This window comes from Paracoccus alkenifer, from assembly GCF_900108405.1.
In the GTDB taxonomy this organism is placed as follows: Bacteria; Pseudomonadota; Alphaproteobacteria; order Rhodobacterales; family Rhodobacteraceae; genus Paracoccus; species Paracoccus alkenifer.
The window spans coordinates 43,297-67,818 of record NZ_FNXG01000002.1 but is presented as its reverse complement, the minus strand read 5'-3'; the positions used below and the strand labels follow the sequence as shown (position 1 = coordinate 67,818).

General features: G+C 64.6%; 11 protein-coding genes, 1 tRNA gene and 1 pseudogene. 6 read left to right on the top strand and 7 right to left on the bottom strand.

Features of this window, described 5'->3' with window-relative positions; genetic code table 11:
• Positions 1-27 precede the first annotated feature (27 nt).
• Together BLW83_RS04445 and kdsA are read left to right on the top strand one after the other, a co-directional pair.
• Entirely contained in the window at positions 28-1,632 is a 1,605-nt protein-coding gene (locus BLW83_RS04445) for a KpsE/RkpR family capsule polysaccharide export protein (protein ID WP_245728634.1), read from the top strand.
• Positions 1,629-2,483, top strand: coding sequence for a 3-deoxy-8-phosphooctulonate synthase (gene kdsA, locus BLW83_RS04440; RefSeq protein WP_245728633.1), 855 nt, complete (start codon positions 1,629-1,631; stop codon positions 2,481-2,483). The genes BLW83_RS04445 and kdsA overlap by 4 nt, the downstream gene beginning before the upstream one ends.
• Positions 2,484-2,559: 76 nt before the next feature.
• Here the strand turns inward: kdsA and BLW83_RS04435 are convergent, their stop codons facing one another.
• Positions 2,560-3,762, bottom strand: a complete 1,203-nt coding sequence (locus tag BLW83_RS04435; RefSeq protein WP_090846060.1) for a BaiN/RdsA family NAD(P)/FAD-dependent oxidoreductase — start codon at positions 3,760-3,762, stop codon at positions 2,560-2,562.
• 123 nt (positions 3,763-3,885) lie between these two features.
• Here BLW83_RS04435 and BLW83_RS04430 point away from each other — a divergent pair.
• From BLW83_RS04430 to BLW83_RS04420, 4 genes are all read left to right on the top strand, one after another.
• Positions 3,886-3,960, top strand: a tRNA-Gln gene (locus tag BLW83_RS04430).
• Between the two features lie 73 nt (positions 3,961-4,033).
• Positions 4,034-4,441 carry a hypothetical protein gene (locus BLW83_RS15400; protein ID WP_177172491.1) on the top strand — a complete coding sequence of 136 codons (408 nt, stop codon included), beginning with the start codon at positions 4,034-4,036 and terminating at the stop codon, positions 4,439-4,441.
• A 138-nt stretch (positions 4,442-4,579) separates the two neighbouring features.
• Entirely contained in the window at positions 4,580-5,611 is a 1,032-nt protein-coding gene (locus BLW83_RS04425; RefSeq protein WP_143042745.1) for a site-specific integrase, read from the top strand.
• A 559-nt stretch (positions 5,612-6,170) separates the two neighbouring features.
• On the top strand, positions 6,171-6,794 hold the full coding sequence (locus tag BLW83_RS04420; protein ID WP_143042744.1) for a helix-turn-helix domain-containing protein: 624 nt from the start codon (positions 6,171-6,173) through the stop codon (positions 6,792-6,794).
• On the opposite strand, the gene BLW83_RS04415 is transcribed toward BLW83_RS04420, so the two are convergent.
• From BLW83_RS04415 to BLW83_RS04395, 6 genes and pseudogenes are all read right to left on the bottom strand, one after another.
• Entirely contained in the window at positions 6,795-8,165 is a 1,371-nt protein-coding gene (locus BLW83_RS04415; protein WP_090846054.1) for a plasmid recombination protein, read from the bottom strand.
• 223 nt (positions 8,166-8,388) lie between these two features.
• Entirely contained in the window at positions 8,389-9,234 is an 846-nt protein-coding gene (locus tag BLW83_RS04410) for an NYN domain-containing protein (RefSeq protein WP_090846052.1), read from the bottom strand.
• A gap of 572 nt (positions 9,235-9,806) precedes the next feature.
• Positions 9,807-10,220 carry an SDR family NAD(P)-dependent oxidoreductase gene (locus BLW83_RS15810; protein ID WP_218139081.1) on the bottom strand — a complete coding sequence of 138 codons (414 nt, stop codon included), beginning with the start codon at positions 10,218-10,220 and terminating at the stop codon, positions 9,807-9,809.
• 76 nt (positions 10,221-10,296) lie between these two features.
• Positions 10,297-10,359: pseudogene (locus BLW83_RS16065) on the bottom strand (hypothetical protein); the annotation flags it as partial.
• A 759-nt stretch (positions 10,360-11,118) separates the two neighbouring features.
• Complete coding sequence (locus BLW83_RS04400) at positions 11,119-14,679, bottom strand: hypothetical protein (RefSeq protein WP_090846050.1); 3,561 nt, start codon at positions 14,677-14,679, stop codon at positions 11,119-11,121.
• The gene (locus BLW83_RS04395) at positions 14,676-24,143 is read right to left on the bottom strand and encodes a DUF7507 domain-containing protein (RefSeq protein ID WP_177172490.1); all 9,468 of its coding nucleotides are present in this window, start codon (positions 24,141-24,143) and stop codon (positions 14,676-14,678) included. Before BLW83_RS04395 ends, BLW83_RS04400 begins: the two co-directional genes overlap by 4 nt.
• Positions 24,144-24,522: the final 379 nt, after the last annotated feature.

The window sequence follows — 24,522 nt, the reverse complement described above, 5'->3', positions numbered from 1 at the left end:
CGGGTCGAATTGCGCAAGGGCGGCGCCTTGCCCGATACCGACGACGGGTTCGGCGATCGCCGCTTTCCGGGGGCAGAGGGCGCTGCGCCCGCTGGGGTGGGGGCCGACGCCGCCAACGCCGATCACGATCCCGCCCAACCCGTCGATCCGCAGGCGCTGGCCGCGATAAGGGCCGAAAACCTGACCTCGCGCCAGCTGCGCATGGCGATGCGCATCGCCGCCATGCACGGGATCGAGGCTGCTTCGGAACACGAGGCCGTGCTGCTGTTGCGTCAGCGCGGCATCGACCCGTTCCACCGCGGCGCACTGGGGCGCATCCTGTCCGAAGCCGGGGCCGAGGCGCAGGCCGCGCCGTCGCCCCGCGCGCCCGTGCCCCTGCCCGCGCCCGGCCTGCCCGCACGCACCCGCCGGCGGGAAATCGCGCCGCTGCCTCCGGGCGACGGCGCGCCCGGCCTGCCCTCGCGCGAGGCGCTGACCGAGGAACGCCGCGCCGCCGAAATCTATCGCATCCAGCAGGATATCGCCCGGCGCCGGCGCAAGCGGCTGGGGTTCCTGCTGGCGCGGCTGGCGTTTTTCGTCGGGCTGCCGACGCTGATCGCGGGGTGGTATTACCACACGCAGGCCACCCCGCTTTATGCGACCTATTCGCAGTTTCTGATCCAGCAGGCCGACGGCGGGTTTTCCGGCGATGGCGGCGCGCTGCTGGGCGCCTCGCCCATGGCGACCAACCCCGACAGCGTATCGGTGCAAAGCTATCTGACCTCGCGCGCGGCGATGCTGCGGCTGGACAACGATCTGGGCTTTACCCGGGCCTTTCAGGATCCGGCGGTGGACGCGCTGCTGCGCCTGCCCGAAAACGCGACGAACGAACAGGCCTATGGGCTTTATGAACGCTCGGTCAAGATCGGCTATGACCCGACCGAGGGCGTCATCAACATGGAGGTGATTGCCCCCGACCCCGCCCTGTCGGAACAATTCTCGCTGGCGCTGATTTCCTATGCCGAGGGTCAGGTCGACCAGATGAGCGCGCGGCTGCGCGATGATCAGATGCGGGGCGCGATGGAAAACTATGCCGAGGCCGAACGCAAGGTTCTGGAATCGCAGGCAAGAATTCAGGAATTGCAGGAACAGCTGGGCGTGCTGGACCCGGCTGCGGAAAGCGGTGCGGTGATGGGGCGGATCGGCGCGCTGGAAACGCAGCTGGCGGAAAAGCGGCTTGAGCTGGGGCAGCTGCAATCGAACCTGCGCCCGAACCAGAGCCGGGTTCAGGGCGTTCAGGGCGATATCAGCCGGCTGGAACAGATGATCGCCGAGACCCGCGCCCAGTTGACCACCGATTCCACCACCCGCGGATCGCTGGCCGCGATCACCGGGCAGCTGCGCATCGCCGAAAGCGACCTGGGGACGCGCCAGCAGCTGCTGGCCAGCGCCGCCCAGCAGATGGAGGCCGCGCGGGTCGAGGCCAACAAACAGGTGCGCTACCTGTCGCTGTCGATGCCTCCGGTCCCGCCGGACGAGGCCACCTATCCCAGGGCGTTCCAGAACACGCTGGTCGCCTTTCTGATCTTTGGGGGAATATACCTGATGCTGTCGCTGACCGTTTCGATCCTGCGCGAACAGGTGTCGTCGTGAGTTTGGCACCCGTGGCGCAGGCCCGTGTCGCCGTGGGCAATGTCACCTTTGGCAACGACCTGCCGCTGGTGGTGATCGCCGGGCCCTGCCAGCTGGAAACCCTGGACCATGCGCTGTCGATCGCCGAACCGCTGGCGCGCGCCTGCGCCGACGCCGGCGCGGGGTTCGTGTTCAAGGCCAGCTATGACAAGGCCAACCGCACCTCGCTGTCGGGCAAGCGCGGCATCGGTATCGACGAGGGGCTGGCGATGCTGGCCACCGTGCGCGAGCGCATCGGCTGCCCGGTGCTGACCGATGTCCATGACGAAGCACAGGCCGTGCGCGCGGCCGAGGTGGTGGACATCATCCAGATCCCGGCGTTCCTGTCGCGCCAGACCGACCTGCTGCTGGCGGCGGGGCGTTCGGGCGCAGTGGTCAATGTGAAAAAGGGCCAGTTCCTGGCGCCGTGGGACATGGCGAATGTGGCCGACAAGGTCGCCTCGACCGGCAGCGACCGCATCCTGCTGACCGAACGCGGGGTCAGTTTCGGCTACAACACGCTGGTGGCCGACATGCGGTCCTTGCCGATCATGGCGCGGACCGGCTGGCCGGTGATCATGGACGCGACCCATTCGGTGCAGCAGCCGGGGGGACAGGGCGGATCATCGGGCGGGCAGCGCGAATTCGCCCCGGTGATGGCGCGGGCGGCGGTGTCGCTGGGCATCGCCGGCGTCTTCATCGAGACGCATGAGGATCCCGACCGCGCCCCCTCGGACGGGCCGAACATGATCCCGCTGGACCAGATGCCGGCCCTGATCGCCAGTCTGATGCGGTTCGACGCGCTGGCCAAGGCGGAACCCCTGCGGGTGTAGTCGCATGGGGGCGTTGCCCCCCGCCGGCCGCGGGCCGGCTCCCCCCAGGGTATTTCAGCCAGAAAGAAGCAGCTGGTCAGCCGGCCAGGATCGCCTGCGCGGCGGCGTGGCCCGAGGCCCAGGCCCATTGGAAGTTGTAGCCGCCGAGCCAGCCGGTCACATCCACCACCTCACCCACGAAATACAGCCCCGGCACATGGCGCGAGCGCAGGCTACGGGCGTCGAGATCGCGGCAGTCGACGCCCCCGACGGTGACCTCGGCGGTGCGGTAGCCCTCGGTCCCGACAGGGCGGATGCGCCAGTCGTGGATGCGGCGGGCCAAACCCTTTATCCGCGCGTCCGACTGCGCGGCCAGCGGCGCGCCGGTCATGCCCAGTTCCGCCGCGATGGCGGCGGCGAGGCGGTCGGGCAGATACCGCGCCAGCAGCGTGGCGGCCTGCGCGCGCCCGCCCTCGGCCCGTGCCTGTTTCAGCAGGTCCGCAATGTCGTGGCCGGGGGCGAGGTCCAGCGCCAGCGGCTCGCCCGGTTGCCAGTAGCTGGAAATTTGCAGGATCACCGGGCCGGACAGGCCGCGATGGGTGAACAGCAGCCGGTCCTGAAAGGCGACGGCGCGGCGGCCGGGCGCCTTGGGCAACGCCGCCCTCGCCTCGATCCCGATCCCCGACAGCGGCGCTGACAGCCCAAGATCCTGTTCGGCAAAGGTCAGCGGCACCAGCCCCGGCCGCGTGTCGGTAAGCCGGTGGCCGGTGGCACGGGCGATGTCATAGCCGATGCCGGTCGCGCCCATCCTGGGGATCGACTTGCCCCCCGTCGCCACCACCACATGCGCGGCCAGCAGCGGCCCTTTCGAGGTATCCACCCGCAGCCCCTCGGCGTGCCGCGTCACCGCGGTGACCGCCACCCCCAGCCGCAGTTCGGCCCCGCCCATGCGGTCGACCAGCATCTGCACGATCTGGCTGGCGCGCCCGTCGCAGAACAGCTGGCCTTGGGTCTTTTCGTGCCAGGCGATGCCGGCGCGGTCGACCAGCGCCACGAAATCCTCGGGGCGAAAACCGGCCAGCGCCGAGGCGCAGAACCGCGGCACCTGCGACAGGAAGGTTTCGTGGCTGGTGCCGAGATTGGTGAAATTGCACCGCCCCCCGCCCGAGATGCGGATCTTTTCGCCCGGCGCGCGCGCATGATCCAGCACCACCACCCGCAACCCGCGCCCCGCAAGGCTGCCCGCGCAGAACAGCCCCGCACCCCCCGCGCCGAGGATGACCACTTCCGCCCGTTCCATGCCCTGCCCCGTTCCTGATGTGCCGTGTCGGATGCGCGTTAACCCCGGCGCCGCAATGGCGCAAGTTTTTGCCCCGACCCCCTTGCACCCCCGCGGCCCCTTGGCTAGATAGCGCCGCACTGCTGGGGCGTAGCCAAGTGGTAAGGCACCGGTTTTTGGTACCGCGCACCGTAGGTTCGAATCCTACCGCCCCAGCCAGAATTCTGAAAATTCATTATTCGTCAGGCTGTTGACCCCGCCCCGTTGGGGATGATGACACGGCGTCAGCACAATGACATCGCGTCATCAGGTTTTCGAGGCCCGCCGACCCCGCATCTGGGGGCCTCAATTGGCTATCGCAAATTACGTCTTTCGCCGAGGCCGCTTCTATGTCTGGCGGCGGCTATATCGCGGGAAAGCGGTTCAAATCCCGCTCGGCACCGCCGACCCTTTCGAGGCCAAGCGCCTCGCCTGCGTCGCGTCTACCGCGGCGGTTTTAGGTTGGAACCTCCTTGACCGAGGAAAGGCCGACCTGTTGATTGTCCGGGAAGCCATCGCCCGCGCCGTTCGGCGCGAGCGGTTGACGATGGATTACGAGCAGGCCGGCGGCGACCCGGCCCATCTGCCGGAGGACTCCACTTTCTTTTTCTTTTTCGACCCGCCCACCGATGCACCGGATGATGAGCCGGAACCGCCCTAGAAGCCGGAGCGCCGCGCAGGACCGCCCCCGCAGCCACAACGTGCACCGCGGGCGACCGCTACACACCGACCGCGCCCCGCGCCCTCACGTGGCGGCGCCGCAGGCTTCTCCGCGCGGATCTCTGATGTGGTGAGCCGGATGAGCGCAATGCACGCGCGCACCGGGCGCGCCAACGCGAAGACGCTAACACAGCTGCGAGCCATCGCTGATCTGTTTTGCGAAATCACCGGCTTGGATGATGTCCGCGATATGCGCCAGCACCACCTCGCGCATTTTGTTGCCACTCTTGACCAGTTGCCGCCTACCTACCGGCGGAGTGCGACAGAGCGGAAGAAGCCTATCGTGCAAATCGTGTCCGAGGCCGCTGCAGCGAGTATCCCGGTTGGCCTTGCCGTCGCCACGGTGAACAGGAACCTCGTCCATCTCGGGAAGGTGCTGAAAGCCGCGCAGGCGGAAGGGCTACGGGTGGACCCTTCTGTCAACCCGTCCCCCCTTCGCCACTTCTCGAAACGCGCCGCCAAGGACGACCGGGAGGCGTTCACACCGGACGACGTCCGGCACATCTTCGCCGCCCCCGTGTGGACGGGCTGCCAGACCGCCAAGCGCCGCCGCAAGCCCGGCCCCATCATTGTCCAGGACTGGCTTTACTGGGTGCCCTTGATCGCTGCTTATACGGGAGCGCGGCGTGAAGAGATTTGCGGCTTGGAAACCGCTGATATTGATGAGGCGGAGGGCGTCCCCATCATCCGCATCCGCCCGAACGCGCGGCGCGGCTTGAAAAACCCACAGTCCGAGCGCGTGGTCCCCGTCCACTCGCACCTCATCGAACTCGGCTTTCTCGGCTTCGTTCAGGGTCAGCGCGCGGCGGGCCGCGCTGACCTCTTTCACAACCTCCGCCGCAAGAGCGCCGCGTCCCAAATCGGGGACTCGATGGATTATTTGTGGCGCAACATCCAGAATGACCGACTCGGCGCACAACCTCGGAAGACCTTCCACTCTTTCCGACATTACGCAGTTCAGGGCCTTCGGGCGGAGTTCGAGGTTGAGAAACATATCCGCGCGGAGTTGTTTGGCCACCTCGTCGGAGATATCGAGGATGACCGCTATGGCGCACGCGCGCCCGTCCAGGCGCTTCGAACAGCAGTAGAGACTCTCCCACGCGTTTTTTGAGAAACGATCAGGAGGACTTGAACTTTCGACGGATTTTCACGCCTTCCCCACCCCTTGCTGGTGATCGGTAGACCAATCATCTGTGATCGAATTTCGACACGTTATCTGCCCGGCGTAGCCGGGCAGATTCGACCGCGCAGGTATGCGCGGTCTCGGCCACGCGAGCGTGGCCTCTTCGGCCTCTTCGCATCCGTTCTGTGACGCCGGTGTGGTGAAGGTGATTCTGTCCCGCTGGTCCCTATTCGTCTTTTGTGCACGCCGTAGGCGGGGGGGTCGGGGGCTTGCCCCCGGTTATCTCGAACGGCCGCGAAGAGGCCGTGAGAGTAGATAGAGAAGGCAAACCTCTAAGTATTTGTTATTGGATACTTTATATGCCTACTACCGATCAGTGGGGTGATCCGTCTATCGATCAATAGGGTGATCGATCCACCGATCAGTGGGGTGATCGGTGTTTTTACCGGATTCGGTCACCAGAGAGAGGATTCTGATCTACCTCGTCTTTTTCTTGACACGAATCAGATCGGATCATAGGTGCGCCCACCCACAGGGAGGTGCGGATATGCCAGAAGAAGATATTTTCCTTGAAGAACAAGAAAGCGAGCGGAAGAAAGCCAAGAATCCGCATTTCACGCAAGTCTACCCAGAAGGATGGGAGGGTATGATGACGATGATGGCGAAGAACGCCAATGCCGCCCGTCTCTTTGCCTTTATCGCAAACCATATGGACCCGAACGGCGGTGTCCTCGTAGCCTCCCAGAAGGTTCTGGCCGAGGCGCTGGAGGTGGCAGAAATCACCATCCGCCGCGCAAGCGTGTGGCTGGAAGATCGCAAGCACCTGGTCCGGGTCCGGGTGGGAACGTCCGTATACGCTTATGCGCTCAATCCCAATGAAGTCTGGAAGAGCTTTCACGAGTCGAAGAAATATGCAGTGTTCACAACGCGCACTCTCGTATCCACATCCGACAAGTTCAACCGCACGATTGATCGCCGGATAAGAACAATGCTTAAAGAGCCAAGACAGGAAGCATTGCCGGAGATGACCGTCCAAGATCTGGGCGCAGTCCTCGTAGAAAAGAGCCCCGTTCCGAAGAGGCGCGCGAAGAGCGCCAAGGCCGCAAGAACAGCCAAAGGGCCAGTAGACGCATTTGAGGAATATCTCGCGGAGAATATTGCTGCTGAGTAATCAAAGCCCAGGCTCTTCCGGCTCCTGATTTTCGCTTTTTGGATTCGTCATTCGGATTAGATCCTCAGCTTCTCCAATCGCTTTCTCAACAGCCTCCCCAGGCTTGCCCGTAAGTCCGACTCTGAAAGCAAGCGTTTTCAGGCTGCCAATGGTCTTCTGCAACACCTCCCGGAAGGTCAATGCCTGCTGGAGGACATCATTCGCTTCGTCGAGTGCCCTCTTCGCCTTTTGACGGTCCTGTTCAGCTCTTGCGGCAATCCTCTTCTTTTCGGATATGGCATCTGCGGCTGCTTGGACGGCGGGCTTCAATTCAGGGAAGCCGGTTTTGAGAGTTGAGGGGTCTCCGGCAATCACCTTGCCCGCATTGTCGCGCATTATCGTCTCGTCGCGGATTTCTACCGCCAACACCCTCATCGCCGCCTCTATCCGAGCGGCCTTGTTTCGCGCGGCCGTCTCCTGACCCTGGGCCTCATCGCGCTGCCGGGCCGCCGCTTCCGCTTCCTCCCTCGCAATCCCGGCAAGCCGCATCTCTTCGCTCCTGGCGTCTTCCAACTCCTTTATCCGGTCCTCCAACCGTTTCTGGTAGGTGGCGAGCCTCTTCGTCTCTTTGTCCGTCAGGTCCGCCTTGTTTTGGAGTTTGGCCACTCTCGCCCGCATCTCGTCAACGCGCGCGGAAGCATCGGCCACCTGCGCCCGCTTCTCGTCCATCTCACGGGGAAGATCCTGATGGAGTTGCCGCACCGTGCGGTGAAGCGTTTCACGGAAAGCCGCGCCCGCCGCGATCCGGTCCCCGTATCGGTGTCCCCTCTCGATCCCAGGGCAATGGCGGCCCATAATTTCGGAGGTGAGGTCTTGAAGCCCCGACATTACGGCGGGTCTGGTGGCCTTCGACAGCGGAATGCCCTCCCGGTTGTAGGCCGCGAGTTGATAATGCGCGTGGATGGTCGTCTCATCCAGATGGACGACAAGGCCGTGGAGGGTTGTGTTCAGCCGCTCCGCTATCGCCTCCGACAAGTCCATGAAGGCCGCGTCCTGTTGCGCGGCCGTGAGCCGCTCAAACAACCCGCCGGCCTCGGCCCCGAAGGTGATGACTCCGCACGCCGCAACGGCCGCATCCCGCTTCATCGCGCGTTGCGTGTCCCGCAAGGCCCGGCGGTCAGCGCAGAGGCGCCGCATCAACGCTGGAGTTGCTGGGGCCACGAGAACCCGGTTGTGCTCTCGGCGCAAAGGGTCAACATAGGCGGGCTGACGACCGATCCGCAGATCGTGCTTGCGCTGACCGCCAAGGCGGTGGGCGCTTCGCAATTCGAGCCTCGTAGAGGCTGCTTTGGGGTTGCCTTTGGCAACATCCGGAAGTGGTGGCTTCGCCATCGCATAACCTACTATCCATAACTCACCCCACAAGGGGGATCGTTATGGATATCCGGCGAAGGGGCGAAAAAGCCTAACGGCCTTTTTTCCCCCTTTCGAAACCCCCTGGCCTTCCGCGGGACCAAGGGGCCTTCCGCCCCTTTGGAAACCCCAACCAAAAGACTTCACACTCTCAAACTCCAATACGCGACTGCGCTTTCTGTGCTACTCTCGTCAGGGAACCTTATTTGGCGACCTTGTCGCACTCCTGTTGGAGACGCTCACAGAAAAGTTTTCGAAAATGGCGAACCTCATCGCGCTCCAACCTACGTCCCACCTTGGCGCCAATGCGCCCCAGCGTAGGCCGGTCGAGTTCTGCGGGCACCGTCCCCGGCGCGGCGCGATAGGCTGTGAGATATTGATGCAGCACAACCTCCGATTCGGCCGCGAGCGTTGTATTGATTTCCTGCCTTATGAGGTCGTCCGAGAATTCGGCGGAGGCGCCTTCTTCTGTCATAGCGGAAGCGGCCTGCGCCACGACCTCAGTAGGCGCCCCAAGGGTAACGCTCATCACGCGCGTTACAATCACCTCATCCCATTCCTGATGCGTGTCCGACTCTTGGATTAGATCGGGAGATTGAGAACCGCGAGCGGGTTTGATCCCAAGCAAATGAATTTGAACCCCGAAGGTTTGGGCAATTTGCACGCCGATGCGCAGATCCTCATCACCTGCCAAGAGAAGAGCATCCGATATGGCATTGTTTCGAGCCAAGTCGATCAAGTCAGTGACGATGAGTGAGTCCACTCCTTTTTGTTGTCCTTGACTGTTGACCATGCCCAATCGAAGTTTAGTCCTTGGCGAATTCGCCAATGTCGACTGCTCCGCGGTAGGGCGATTCCCGCGAAGCAGACCATCATACCAATAGATCCGCAGCAGGCGCGCGTTTGGCGCAACCCTCTCCGCAGTCCGACAGAGCGCGGAGAGCGCTTCCTCAGCAATAAGTTGAATATTCTGGCGAGGCTGCTTCTGGCCGGCAAGAAGTGCTGACCCTTGGGCAAACAAATAGCCCGCATCGACAAAAACAGCCACTTAAAGCACTTCGCATCCCCCAGATAATATAAGGCCCCGATGGGCACCAATACATTTGGCGATGCGCAAAGTAAATGAGGCGCCCGCAGGCGCCTCTATGTATCGCCTCCGCACTCATATACGCGCTTCGGCTAAGGGCTATGTAGCGCTACCCACGCCACCTGTCAAGCGTCATGTGTGAGTCTGCCGGAAATTTACATCGACGCACCGCAGTGCTACACGGTGTCATCATGTATCCGGTTGGCAGGCCGGAGCGGGACGCGGAAGCGCCTGATGTTAGTTGAGTTTCCGAGGATTTAGCTGGGGATCCTACCGCCCCAGCCAGTTTTCGGATTTCGACCGCTTACCCGGACACCCGGGCTGGCATTTGCGCGGGAATGCCCCGGCATATGCCCCATCTGGGGGATGTGGCTGGTTGTCCGGTGCCAGACGGCGCAGCCCTTCACCACTTCGAGGAACATCGCGCCCTCGCCCTCACCAAATGGCGGCAGTTCGGCGCTGCTTGCCAGTCGCCGCGTTCCCGGAGAACAGAGACAAGTTCGGATTGAACTGGCAGCACAGGGACGCAGCCTTCAGCCCTTGATGGGTGGCAAGCCGAAGGTTTCGATAACCTGCGCCTCGAACGCGCGGTCGCTCAGGGTGCGAGCCAGCGGCACAAAGCCCTCGGCCTCTTTTCCGACCTGCACGTCAATATCACTGTCCTTGTTCTCGATGATGTCCTTGACGGCTTCGGCGATGGGTTCGGGCGACGGGCCGTCATTGATTGCGGTGGCGACGATCGGGGCGAAATGACCGGCAGGCTGGTGATAGGGGGAAGCCTCGGATATGGTGTCGGCGTCCGCCACCAGGCCTTTGCGGATAAAGTTGGTCCCGAACAGACCGGCGAGGATCGAGTGGACACGGATGCCGAACTGCCCGACCTCTAGCCGAAGCGAATCGGTGATGCCTTCGACCGCGTATTTGCTGGCGTTGTAATGGATCAGCAATGGCAGACCCATGCGTTCGAGGAAGAACCTCGCGCGTCATCCGCAGCAGGCCGAATACGTTGACGTCGAACTGGCGGATCATTTCCTCGTCGGTGCCGTCCTCGACCGTGGCAAGCAGACCAAAGCCGGCATCGTTCACCAAAACGTAGATGCTGCCCGCCTCGGCGACGACCCGCGCCACCCCGCCTCGCGCACCGAGCCGGGATCCTGCACGTCGAGCCGAACTGGCGTCACGGGCACCCCCTGCGCCTGCGCGGCCTTCAGCAGGTCGCTATCCTCGCCCCGAATCCCGGCGAAAACCTAGTAGCCGTCCGCCGCCAGCAACAGTGCGGTGGCCAGCCCCATGCCGGATCCGGCGCCGGCAATCAGAACATTCATTTCCATGATTGTCCTCATTCGCTGCCCGGAATCGTTATCAGATTTTGCAGGGCGTGGCGTCGCTCTGCCCGCCAGGTTCGGGCGATCATCCTCTGCCCGGCCCGGCGGTAAGGCAAACCAAAGGCCAGTGGAGACCGGCACTCCAGATGCAAAGTCTTGCGATCTGGTCACGGATGCAGGCGGGGGGCGCTGTCAAGGGAGCTAGCTTGCCGGGTGATGGTGCCAGCCCTCCCCTGCCCGGAATGACCCACCATTGGCCATTTCAAGACCTCATCCAAAGTGATCCGCCTCACGGTCATACTCTACGTCAGGTTCCTGCTTACCCTGCTTGACGTCGAAAACCTGCTCCGCAAGCGCGGGATCAACCTCTGCCATGAGACGATGCGTCAGCGGTGAATTCGGTTCGGCCAGATGTTCGCCGCCGGGATTCGGCGCAAGCGCGCCTCGCGGCTCCGCTGCCTGAAATCGGCACGGTAGCGGAAAACCGAGGCGAGTTCGATTTTAACTGGCAGCACCCCCCTCAGAATTGCGTCGTGATATTCAGGAACAGCCCCTTGTCCAGGGCATCAATGGTCCGCAGGTCATCCGAAACCTCACCCCACAGATAACCACCACCGGCGCGCAGATTGTCGCCGAACAGGCGGTAGATGCCCAGCAAGGCGGCGGTTTCGGTCGTTCTGGTCGTCGGGGTGCGCAGCAGCCGCACTTCGCCCATCACGTCCCAGTTGTGCACGATATGATAGTCGGCACGCAGAACGCCCAGATGCGCCTCGGAGCGGGTGAAGCTGTCGGTGCCGCGTGGGGCGGATTCCCGCAGGCGATACCCGTATTTCGCGCCCAGCGTCCAGACAGGGTTGGCCTGCCAGTTGATGGCGGCGTTGATGATATGGCTTTTCTGGCGGGGCCCGTTCACATCGCCGTCGAAGTTGACCTGATCGGGGCCCGGAAGGTCGTGAAGATAGGTATAGCTCAGCAGAGCATTGATGTGATCGTTGCTTTCCGGCCGCCAGGCATAGCCCAGCCGTGTCTCGATATAGCGACCATTGCGGAACGAGCTTTGGTCGCTGTCCGAAATCACCGCGTCCAGCGAAGACACGAAGCGCCAGTCAGGATCGACCTTCGTCTCGTAGAAACCCGAAAGCTGCCAGGTATCGCGATCCAGCGCATTGCCGGGCCGGTCAGAGTCCTCGCGCAACCATTCGCCGCGCAGGCCGGCGCTGACATCCTCGCCCTGATTGTGGCGCACGCCCAGCGACAGGCCCCGACGCTCCAGCCGGCTGCCGTCAGCCTCGCGGCTTTCGCCGAATTGCAACATTGCATCATAGCGCCAGCTGTCGGCCGGCGTATAGCTGACCCCATAGCCCGAGGTCAGCGCCGGCCGCGTGCCAAAGGCGCTGTAGCTGGTTTCCCCGGTATAGCTCCAGCGCGAGTTGATCCGGCGATCCATGCCGAACACCAGGCTGCCGCGGTCCCGCCCGCTGAAGTTGCTGGTATCGAAACGGCGCATGGGATCAAGCTGATAGCCCAAGGTCACCCGGCTGTCCGCATCGGGTTCGTGGCCCAGTTCCAGCCGGCCCGCGGCGCCCAGGCTGCCGCCCGACACCTCGGCGATCATGTCGGTGCGTTCGCCAAGACGAGTCTGGATACCGACACCCACCCGGTCGTTGTTGCGGCGGGTATCGTCACGCGCCAGCGTGCCCTGCCCGAACACCCAGGCTGACAGGTCTTCGTCGCGCTGCCAGGTCAGCCGCGCGGCCGCATCGGTCCGCGTCCCGAAATCAAGCGTCGATCCGTTGTCTGCGCGACGGTCCCGCGCCAGTTCGCCCTCAAGCATCCAGCGGGAGTTGAGGGTATGCGCAAAACCGATCCGGGCCTTTTCCTCGCGCCGGCCATCATCGCTGCGAAACGATTCGCCGCCGAATGTCAGGTCGGTGCGCGCCGACAGCGCCGCAAAGCCCGACAGCCCCCATGCGGTCTGATCGTCGCGGATATCCGCATCGGGGGACGAAAATCCGGCCTCCTTGCGGTCGTAGAAGCCGGCGATCTCTCCGTTGATGCCGATAAAGCCCAGATCGCTGCGCCCGGCCATCCGCCAGGATTCCGCCTTCTGCCCGGGCAGGCCATAGCTGGGATTGGAGGGTTCCAGATCCAGCCCGCCATTGAGCGAGAAGTTGCTGCCGAAGCCGGGCCCCTTGCTGGTGGCATAATCCAGCAGGAATTCGCGCGTCTCGCCATGGCGCAACAGGATATCGGCCCCCAGCAAGGTCTGGTCGGCAATCCCCGAGGTTTCGCGCAGCCCCGATGCACCGATCCGGGCGCCATCAGTCACCCAGTGCTCGGCCCGCAATCCGGCGGTATGGCCATCCACGTCGCCGATCGTCGGCACATATTCATATTGCGCAACCAGATTGACGTCATAATCGCCCAGCGGGTTATCCTGAATCAGCCCGTTGCCGGTCAGCGACGACGACAGGGGCGCATTCAGGAACACCACCCCCTGCACCGGGTTGATGCGGTAATCCGCACCCTCGCGCAGGCGGCGGCTTTCGACGACCAGCCCCGTAACGCGCGAGCGCACCTCGACCACCAGAACCTCGCTGTCCACCAGAATATCCTGACGCGACAGGAAATAGGCGCTGCCGCCGGTGGCGCGCAGCACATCGCGGGCCATCAGGCTGTCGGCCTGAGCCGCAAAGCCGCTGACCCGGGTGCGGGCCTCGCCCTGGTCGGTGACGTCCAACGACTGGTATTGCCCCGATGCACCGTAAAGCGCCCGTTCCGAGCGCACGGTCAGGTCGGTGTTTTCCTGCGGCTTGAAATCGCCCCATTGCAGGTGGCTGCCATCCCGTTCGACCCGCAGGAACGCCCGGCCCGAGCTGGGCGCCAGTTCGCTGATCTGGGAATCGTCGCCCAGCGTGTTGAAGACGTCCCGCGCCTCCATCTCGCGCAGGGTGTTGTCGGGGTGCTTTCGGCCAAAGTCGCGGAACAGGTCGCGCAGTTCATGTTCGCGGGTATCGACCGAGGCAGTGATGCGGGTGCCGTCCGCGCGCACCCCCTGCGCAAAGCCCGAGATCCGGCCATGCCGCCAGGTTTCACCGCCACCGCGGCCGACCGTCAGATCGACGATGCCGGTCGCGAACCATTCCGATTCCTCGATGGTGACCGGGCGGTCCACCCCCTGCCCATCGACCGAGATCGCAACCGAATGCGTGCCCGGCGGCAGGATGCGCTGCACGACAAAGCGGCCGCCCGGATCGACCGGCACCTGCTGTCCCAGCACCCGCACGGATTGCGGATCCGACGCCTGCCCCGAAACGGTGATGGCACCGCCGCGTATCGGGATGCCCCGGCGCGCCGTCATGTCGTCGCCTTCGGCGGCGGCAATGACCGGCCCGGTCAGGTCGGGCGCCTCGACCCGGGCGACTCGTTGCAGCGCAAGGGCGCGGGTCTCGTCAAGGCGGCCTGCCTCGTCCCGGACGCGCAAATGGAAAAGAAACGCCTCGGGGCCGTCGGCGGGCATCACCCAGCCGGCCTCGCCATTGGCCGCGATCGGCACCCGTGCCAGCGTGCGGCCACGGATATCGGTGATCACGACCTCGGCCCCGGCGATCCAGTCGGGATAATTGCTCGACGCGCGAAAGCGCACCGTCTCGCCTGCGACGAAACCGCGGCGCAGATCGCTGGTGGCGACGGCCAGGCGCGGGCGGGCGCCAAGCCCATCATAGGTCAGGTCCACATCCACGGCCTGCAACATCCGGTCGATGCCGCGCAGCACATCGGGCCGGGCCGGCGCGCCCGCAATGGTGTGCCGCGGGGCGTCCGGCCCCGCTTCCGCCCCGTCGATCGAGATCGAGAACCCGATATCCCCCAGCGGGGCCACGATCTCGTCGGCGACATTGGGCTGGACCGGACGCGCCACCACGGTTCCCGCGTTGTAATGGGTGCAATCCCCCGGGTGATCGGGCTCTCCAACGCGGCATTCACCCGCCTGAAGGCTGCCGGCCATCATCAACGCGGCAACCGCAGCACCCCCAGCCAGCATAACCCGGATGGGCAGGGAATAAGGCTTGGTGCTGTTCATCGTGCGGCTCCTGCCCTCTGAATCAGGGTTTCGACATTCAGTTTGTAGCGCCCCTCACCCGACCACAGCTTGCGCACCTGCTGTTCGACCAGCCGCAGATGACGGCGGGCGGCCTGTTCGCTTTCCTGCGGCGCCAGCAGATAGGTCACCCGCAGCATCACGGCCTGATCGCGGATCTCGCCGACCATCTTGCGCAGGCCATCGCGCAGCGCCGGGCGCATCTCTCCCTGATCGAAGGCATTGGCCGCCAGGTCGATACGCACCAGCCGGGCCAGCGTGGCCCCGAAATCCAGCCGCGTGATCATCCCCGGCGTCACCCGCACGATACGCGGGTTTTCCGTGGTCAGGCGGTAGCCGGCCGGCAGCGTGCGCTCATCCAGCTTCAGCATGAAGTTGGAGCCGATGGCGCGCGGCATGGCGGCACAAGGCACGCTGAAACGGCCATGTGCATCCGTCACGATGGCCAACCCGTTCGGCGCGACAAGGCGCACGTTGGGCAGCCCCCGCTCCTCATCAGCGCGGCTCATGTGGCCGTTCTGGTCGCGATCATCAAAGACCCGGCCCAGCACCGTCGAACATTGCAGCACCGCATCCGCCAGAATCCGGACCGGGGCAGAGGCTTCGGGCGCGATCTGGGCGCCGGTGATCCGACTGACCAGTTGGGCACGGTTGACATGCAACCCCGGCTTGGCCGAGCCGCCCACGCGGGCATCCAGGGTCAGCGCGCGCGTCTGGCCGGGTAGGATGTCGACCGGATCAAGGATGATGCGCCGACCGCTATCCTCGACCTCGACCGGCACACCATCCAGCCGCGCCGTCCCCGCGACATAGGTAAAGCCTTCGGGCAGGCGGTCGATCAGCCGCGCGCTGACCGCAACCCCCTCGGCGGCATTTGAGACGTGGATGGTATAAGGCACCACATCCCCGATCATCGCAGTCTCAACCCCGGCGACTTTTTCCAGTGCCAGACCACCGGCAGCGATGTTCGGAACCGTCGCCGCCGCGGAACTGGCCCGCACCACGACCCCGGCATCCGATGCGCCGGTCGCATCACCCGTCAAGGTGATTTCGCCGCGCGCAGCATCGCCTGCGGTGATGATATGCCCTGCCCCGCTGCATTCGAGGAACGCGCTTTCGCCCGGCGCCAGCGTGACCGGGGTGCAGACCAGCCCCGGCAGCGGCAGGGACAGGCTGGACCGATCGACATCGACATCGTTCAGGGGAACCGTTCCGGTGTTGGTGACGCGGAAGCGGAACACAACCTCGTCACCCTCGCCCATCAGGCCGTCGCCGTTCAGGTCGCGCAGTTCCCCTATGGTGATCTCAAAGGCGATCTCGGGATAACCCAGTTCGACCACGGCCGTGGATTCCTCGCTCTCGACCTCGACAGGCTCCCCGTCTTCGGGGGTCCAGACAGCGCTGGCCGTGGCGGTATTGGGACGCTCGGCCGCGATGATGTCCTCGGCGGTGATGGCATAGACGCCGGTAATCGCCTCCGAAGTCTCGCCCGGCGCAAGGCTTGCAATCGGGGCGCCGGACAGCACCAGCCCCGGCAGCGGGTCTTCGACGACCACATCGGTCAGGGTCACGTTGCCGGTATTGGTCACCGTGAAGCTGTAGATGATTTCCTCGCCGGCCTGCGCCACTTCGGAAATGCCCGAATCGTCGGCGCTCTTGACCAGTTCGAGCCCCGGCAGGCGGGCGAACTCGACCGTGGTTGGCTGGTCGGTGCCAGTCTCGGTGCCGGAAAGGTCGGTGACCTGGCCCGGGTCGCCATCGGGATCGGTATAGTTCCCGGTAACGGTCGCCTGGTTTTCCAGCGTCCGGCCGCTGTCGATATCCCCCTGGGTCAGGGCATAACGGCCGCTGAAGGTCAGGGTATCGACGGCGTCCGGCGCCAGCGACGCAATCGGGCCGCCGCTCAGCACCAGTCCGGGCAGCGGGTCATCGACGACCACATCGGTCAAGGTCACGTTGCCGGTATTGGTTACCGTGAAGCTGTAGACGACTTCCTGCCCCGCAACCGCCGGATCGCCCAGACCGGACACATCCGCCAGCTTGACCAGATCAATCCCGGGGTTCTGCATCAGCGGCGTCTGCGTCGGATCGTCATTGTCCAGATCGGTGCCGGATGTGTCCGTGACCGGGTGACGGGTGCCGTCGCCGTCCTCGAACACCCCGTCCGCACGCGCCTGGTTGATGATCTGGCCGGCATCAAGGTCAGCCTGCGCCACCATGTAGCTGGCGGTGAAGCTGCTGCTGTCGCTGGCCCCGACCGCAAGGCTGATCGGGCCGCCGCTGACCGTGGCGCCGATCATCTCTTCGGTGACCGTCACCTCGTCCAGCGGCACGTTGCCGATGTTGGTCACCGTGAAGGTCCAGCGGACCTCACTGCCAAGCGTCAGGCTGTCGGGGTCGATATCAGCCGCCAGCTGCTTGACCAGCGCGATGCCGGGCTGGCTGATCACCGGGACCACGTTCGGCCCCTCCTCGCCCTCGTCATTGCGCGAGGGTGTCTCGAACGGCTGCGGATCGTCGGGCGGGCCGTAGACGCCGCTTGCCAAGGCCCGGTTCGACACGTTGCCGGCGATGATATCGGCCTCGGTGATCGCATAAACCGCGGGCCCCACCGTCACTTCCGCGCCCGGCGCCAGTTCGCCGATCGTAAAGCTGCCCGGCGACAGTCCCGGCAGCGGGTCATCGACCACCACCTCGGTCAGGGTCACGTTGCCGGTGTTGGTCACGGTGAAGCTGTAGGAAATCTCCTGCCCCGCAACCGCCGGATCGCCCAACGCCGAGCCGTCCGCGTGCTTGACCAGATCAAGCCCGGGGGCCTGAACCAGCGGCACCACGGTTTCCTCGTCCGTGGTCAGGTCGGGACCGGACAGATCCGTTACCGGCTCGTCCTCATGGCTGCCGGTGGCCTGCGCCTGGTTGACCACCTCGGCCGCGTCGATATCGGCCTGGGTCAGCGCATAGGTCGCGGTGACGGTCTGCGAGGCTTCCGGCGCAAGCGTGCCGATGGTGAAGCTGCCCTGTGACAGCCCCGGCAGCGGGTCGGTCAGGTCGACATCCTCGATGGTCACGTTGCCGATATTGGTCACGGTGAAACTGTAGGTGATCACCTGCCCGACCTGCGCCGGCTCGGTCACGGCCGAGGCATCTGCCGTCTTGACCACCGCAAGATGCGGCAGCTGGTCCAGCGGCACGATGATTTCCTCGGAATTGACCGGAGGCGTGGTCAGCGGGCCGCCGGTCTCGCGGTCGAAATATTCCCCCGTAACCGAGGCGGTATTGGCGACCAGCCCGTTCTCGATATCATCCGCGGTAACCCGATATTCGGCGCTCAGCACCTCATGCGCACCCGGCGCAAGGCTGGCGATCACATTGTCCGCGAACATGCCGCCCAGCAGCGGGTCGGTCACGGTCACATCGGTCAGCGTCACACTGCCGGTATTGGTCACCGTGAAGCTGTAGGTGATCAGATCATTCACCGCGGCAGGGCTGGTGACCTGGCTGTCATCGGCTTCCTTGACGATTTCCAGCGCCGGTTCAGGGGTAATCAGCAACTCGGTCGGCGTGTCATTGTCCACGCCCGTGCCGGAAATATCCGTGACCTGCTGCGGGTCGCCGTCCGGGCCGGTGCCGGTGCCGCTGACCTCGGCGCTGTTGGCAAAACTGCCGGCGTCGATATCGGTCTGGGTCAGGGTATAAAGACCGGTGAAACTGTCCGTATCCACCTCGCCCACCGCCAGCGGCGCGGAGCGGCTGCCGGTCAGGGTGATGCCGCCGACCAGTTCGGTCAGGTCGATATTCTGCAACGCGACGTTGCCGGTATTGCGGATCTCGAATGCGTATTCGATCTGATCGCCCGCCCCGACCGGGGCCGTAGGCGCGACCGATATGGTCTTGATCAGCGCGATCTGCGGGTTTCGCAGCAAGGTAACCGGGGTCGGATCGTCATTGTCGAACCCGGTGCCGGAATCGTCCTCGACCCCGGTGCCATCCGGGGCGTCGCCGGTCACGGTGGCGGTGTTGTCCAGCCCGCCGGCCTCGATATCGGCGGCGGTCAGCACATAGCTGCCGGTCACCGTGACCTCGCCGGCGGGGGCAAGGCTCAGCCCCGCAAGCGCCGCATCGTCCAGCTCCACATCCGCCAGATCATCGGTCAGCACCAGATTATCCAGCGTCACGTTGCCGGTATTGCGGATGGTGAAATCGAATTCGATCACCGCGCCCGGCATCAGCGGCTCCGAGACATCGCTGGTCAGCACCTTCTGCAAGGCAATGGAGGGCACGGCCGGCAACGGCGTGACGGTCTCATCCTCGTTGGGGTCGTCGGGATCGTTGCCCGAGGGGGTGGGCTTAAAGGGAATCCCCGATCCGGGCACCTCACCCGCGACCGTGACCTGGTTGCGCACCTCGCCCGCGTCGATCTCGGCCTGCGAAAGCGTATGGGTGGCGGTGGCGGTGGTGCTGTCTCCCGGTTGCAGCACCGTCAGCGCCGGGGCGCCGACGGTGGTATTGGCGAGCGGCTCGGTGATGGTGCCGATTTGCAGGCGGGTGTTGCCGGTATTCTCGATAGAGATGGTCCAGCTGATCGTATCGCCGGCCCGCGGGGTATCGGGCAGCGGCTCAACCGGCAGCTTGGTCACCCGCATTTTCGGATCGGGATGAAGCGGCGTCTCGACCTCGTTCGAGCCCGCCGTGATCGGGGTGTCATCCGGGCCATGCGCCCCGGTGACGAATGCGGTGTTGAGCACCGTGCCCGCGTCGATATCATCCTGGGTCACCAGATAATCGGCGTAAAGGGTGACGGTGTCCCCCGGCTGACCGGCGCGCGCCAGCGTGCCGATGGAAAAGCTGCCAGCCGGGTCCGGCGCGACCGCGATGGCGTCGGTCAGCACCAGGTCGCGCAATTCGACGTTGCCGGTGTTGGTGATCGTAAAGCTATAGCGGATCGTGTCGCCGATCACGGTCGGTTCCTGGACCGTGTGCGACACTTCGGCCTTGACGACGGTCAGCCCCGGCTCGTTCAGCGCCGTGATGTTGGCGCTGTCCGCGGCGCTGACGGTCGGATCATCGACACCATCGACGGCCCAGCGGCCCAGGGCGGTGGCGGTGTTATCGACGCCGCCGGCCTCGATATCGTCCTGGGTCAGGACGTAATGGGCGGTGAAAGTGGAGGTATCCTGTTCGCCGGGGTTCAGCCGCGCAATGGTGCCGGTCGTATCCCAGACCAGCCCGGGCAGCGGGTCAGCCAGCGTCACATCCACCAGCGGCGTGTTGCCGGTATTGGTGATGGTGAAGCTATAGCTGACCACATCGCCCGGGGCTGCCGCCGCGTCGTCCCCGTCCAGAACCGCGGTCTTTTCGACGCTGATGGCGGGGGTGAAATCCACCGTGTCGGAGGTCGGCGACTGGCTGCCATGCACCGGGTTTGCGCCGTCATTCGACTGATCGCCCGGGGTCTGCGTGGACCAGTCACCGTTGCCCTCGATCTCGGCGTTGTTGGTAAATGTCTGGCTGGGTGCCACGCGGGGCAGCGGCGGGTTGACCAGCAGTTCCATCGCTACCGTATGAGTGGCACCGGCAGCGACCGGCCCCGCGATCTCAAGCGTGATCCCGGTATCCGACGATGCCAGGACCGTCGCGCCGCCGGGGGTGCCGATGCTGAACTGGCCATGATCCGGCGTGCCGGTCACCAGGCTGCCGAAGTCGCTGTCCAGCGTGTCAGTCAGGGTCAGGTCGCTGACCGGCTCCTGGCTGTCGTTCCGGATGCGGAACGTATAGGTCAGGGCATATGAGCCGTCGGCCTGCAAGGCGGGTGCGGCAAGCTGCTTGGACAGCGCGATCTGCGCCTGCGGAACAAGGGTGAAGTCGTTGCCGGTCGCCCCGGCAGCGGTGGTCACCGTGATCGCGCCGATCGTGGTCTGGTCGTTGGCCGTGCCACCACCCACCGCCCCCGGCAGCGCGCTGCCGAGTTCATAGGCATCGCCGGTCGGCGGCGTATAGCTGACCTGATAGGTGCCCGGCGGCAGCAGGTCAAAGGCGTAATTGCCATCCGCATCGGTGCTGATGCTGCGCGAGACCGGGTTGCCCCATTCATCGGTGCCGGTCAGCGCCAGCTCAAGACCCGCGATACCGCTGTCATGGGCGGCCCGCGCCAAATCCTCGTTGAAGTCGCGCCAGATGGCGCCCGAGACCGAGGCCCCGCTGACCTCGACCGCGCCGGTCGCGCTGTTGTCGCTGACGTCCTGCTCGAAGGAATCCGTGGTGACGGCGGCGGTGTTGTCGAACCCCTGCGGCGAGGCGGTGATCGCGGTCACCCGCACCGGCAGGGTGATCGTCAGCAGATCGCCCGCCTGCATGTCGTCGATGATGCAGATCAGATCGCGGCCACCTATGGGCGCGTCGCAACTGGCACCGACCCCGCTGGTGCCGACGGCGCCAGTGATTTCCATATTGGCCGGCAGGGTGTCAGCCAGCACGACGTTTTCGGCCAGCCCGATTCCAACGGCGGTGTCATTCTCGACCGTGATGGTCCAATCAAACGGCTCGTTCAGATCCACCGAGGCGGGATCGGCGACCTTGGTTACCTTCAGGTTGGCGCGCTCAAAAACCGCGGTGGTCTCGTCCACGTCATTGTTGGTCTTCAGCGGCTCGTGGTCATATTCGGCCGACCGCGCCTGGACGTGGTTGGTCCAGCGGCCGCGTTCGGTTGCCGTCATCTGGACCTGGAATTCGGCGGTCTCGCCTACCGGCAGGTTGGGCAGCTCACAGCTGATCTGGCCGCCGATGCTGCCGGGGGCGGCGCCGACAGGAGCACAGACCAGCCCGGCCGAGGTGCTGACGATCTCATCATACCGCATCCCCTCAGCGGGAAGCGTATCCGTAATGACCAGATCAAAGGCTTCAGAGGGGCCGGCATTATGGACGGTGACGGTATAGACGGTGGGATTGCCCACCTCCAGCGGATCGGCGCTGTCGGTCTTGTTGGTGATCAGGTCCAGCGACGGCTGGGTGATGTGGTGGCGGATCTGGTGGGCGTTGTTAGCCGGATCCATTTCGACAGTGCTGGTGCTGACGGTCACCGGGTTGATAATCGTGGTATTTGCGATCCCCGTGGACGGCACGGTTTCGATGCTGACCGTGCGGGCGTTGCCGTTGGTGACGGTGCCCAGGTTGCAGACCAGCTGCGACCCGGCGGTCGTGATCCCGTCCACCATCCCGCTGACCGGCCCGCAGCTTCCGGCCGAGGGGGTGACGCCGACGATCCGAAGCCCGGGGGGCAAGGCGTCGGTGACGGTCACATTCTCGGCATCCGAAAGCCCGGTATCCGGGACGCTGGCGGTCAGGACATAGATCAGCCGCTGACCGGCCTGAACATTGCTGTCATCGGGATGTGATGCGGTCTTTTGCACGGTGACATCGGTGCGGGCCGACACGCTGTATGCGGCGCTGGCCGCATTGTTGGCAAAGTTGGGATCAGGCGTCTGGGTAGAATAGGTGTCGGCACTGTTGGTCTTGGGGCCCGCATTGCCGCCAGCCAGCGCCGTGAAGCTGATCACCCGCGATTCGCCGGCCGCAAGCTCGTCGATGGTGCAGCTCAGGTCGCTGTAAAAGCCGGAACCGCGGGTGACCGCACAAACGCCCCCCTCGGGCTGAGTGCCCAGCGTGACGCCGGTGGTGGTCGAATCCGCGAAATACAGATCCTCCAACCGGTCCAGCACCCGCACATCCCTTGCGGTGCCCGGGCCGTCGTTATGAAGCGTGATGGTAAATTCGACCGGATCGCCCGCAAGATGCGGGCCGGGATCGGCCACGGCTTTTTCCAGCCGCAGATCGGCATATTGATAGTCGGGATCGGCATCGTCGCCCGAGGTCACGCCCACGCGGATGTCGTTGTTGGACAGGTCGCGATCGTCATAGTTGGCGTTTTCGTCGGCGACGTTCAGGCTGTTTTCCAGCGCCCCTGTCGTCAGCACCGTGGTCGTCAGGGTAATCGCCGGGGTGGCTGCACCAACGCCCAAAGGCGCCGCCGTGGTGTAGTTGTCGCTGGTGCAGGTCACGGTAAGCGGACCTGTCCCAGTTGTGGGCGAACAGGCCCAGCCGGCAGGCGCGCTGATCGCGGTCAGCTCCAACCCCGCAGGCAGGGAATCGGTCAGCACCAGGGTGCCGGCAAAGCCGACATTACCGGCGTTATGGGTCCAGATGCGCCAGTCATAGGCGTTGCCGACCGTCACCAGCCCATGCTGCGGGCCGCTTTTGCGGGCGACCAGATCGGTGGCCGGCTGCACGATATCGGCGCCACCATCCGAGGCCTGGTTGTTGTCGGGCACGACATCGCCCGGGGCCGAAATCTCGGCGATATTCGCCACCGGCACGCCGGTCGCGGTGTCGGCCACCGGCATGGCCGTGATGATGATCGGCTTGACGAACTCGGCAGCGTCGCCGGCAGCGCTTTCATAGTGGCACGACACCGGATTGACGGCATTACACGTCCAGCCCGCACCCGTCGCCGTAACGTCGACAAGTTCGTAATTCGCCGGAAGGTTGTCGGTGATCTCGGCCGCCAGCGGGGCAAAGCCGCTGAACTGCGGGGTCAAGGTGAACTCGACCTCTTGCCCGACGAACACCAGCCCCGAGGGGCTGCGGCTCTTGCCCAGTCGCACATCGGTGCCGGGATTGACGTTCACGCTGAACGAGCCGGTGTCATTGCTCAGGTCCGGGTCGGGCGGCATCGTGACATCGGAGTCAACCGAACCCGCCACCGTGATATCCGAGGCGTTGTCGGTCAACACCTGCGTGCGGAAATCCAGCGTAATGCTGTCCCCGGCAACAATTTCCTGAGTGATCAGGCAACTGACCGTATTGCCGACAATTTCGCAGCCCGCCGGCATGGTGATATCCGTGGACAGGCTGGCCGGCAGCGGCATGCTGAAGGCGGTTCCCGTGCTGGCATAGGGGCCGTTATTGGTGATGACGGCCTGAAACTCCATGAATTCGCCGGCCCGGATCTCGGCTGGGGCAACGAAGCTCAGATCCAGATCCGCGCCCATGGTCACGGTCGTGTCTTCCGTCGCTACAGGGCCGGCCGCGCCCAGTTCACCGGACAGGGTGGTGATGCCAGCGGTGGACGGAACCAGCAGGACGGTTCCCTGAAGCGACTGGCGCGGCGCAAGTTCGGGAATCTGGCAGGTGACCGTGCCCGGCCCGGGCAGATCCGGGGCGGGCGAGCAATCCGACAGCCCCCCCGAGGTGCCGGCATATGTCGCGCCTGCCGGGATGGCGAAGCTCAGCGTTTCCGCAGCCGAGCGGGTGTTGCCACCATTATCCACCCGCACGGAATATTCGATACTGCCACCGGCAGGGGTCGGGTCAAAGCCGGCATCGTTGATGTTCAGCGTAAGACCGGCCGCCTGGGCATGAGCACCGCCGGCCAGCAGACCAAGCCCAAGCATAGAACTGGTCAGAAGTCCGACCAACGACGAGCCAAACTTCATAACACCGCGTCTCCCGTTCCCAACTCGGCGAATCCCGTGGTGGTCACGTTCGCAGCGACCGCCATCTGCCGAAAATCTGGTCGGAGCCGTGCTGCACAAGCGAACAACTTCCCAACAAGCGCCCAACCGTCTCACTTGCCTGTGAAGCGCCGAAGGTCTCTATTCAACCTGTGCGCTCTCTCTCGCCTCAGAGCTGTGACAAAATCCACACGAAAAGCCGGGCAGTGCTGTCGAAAGCCGCTGACCCGGCGCTAACAAGGGAACCAGCTTGCCGGGTAGTGTAAGCGCCCGGCCCTGTCGGGATGAGCCGGTCTTCGCCTTTTTTCTAAGGCCTCCC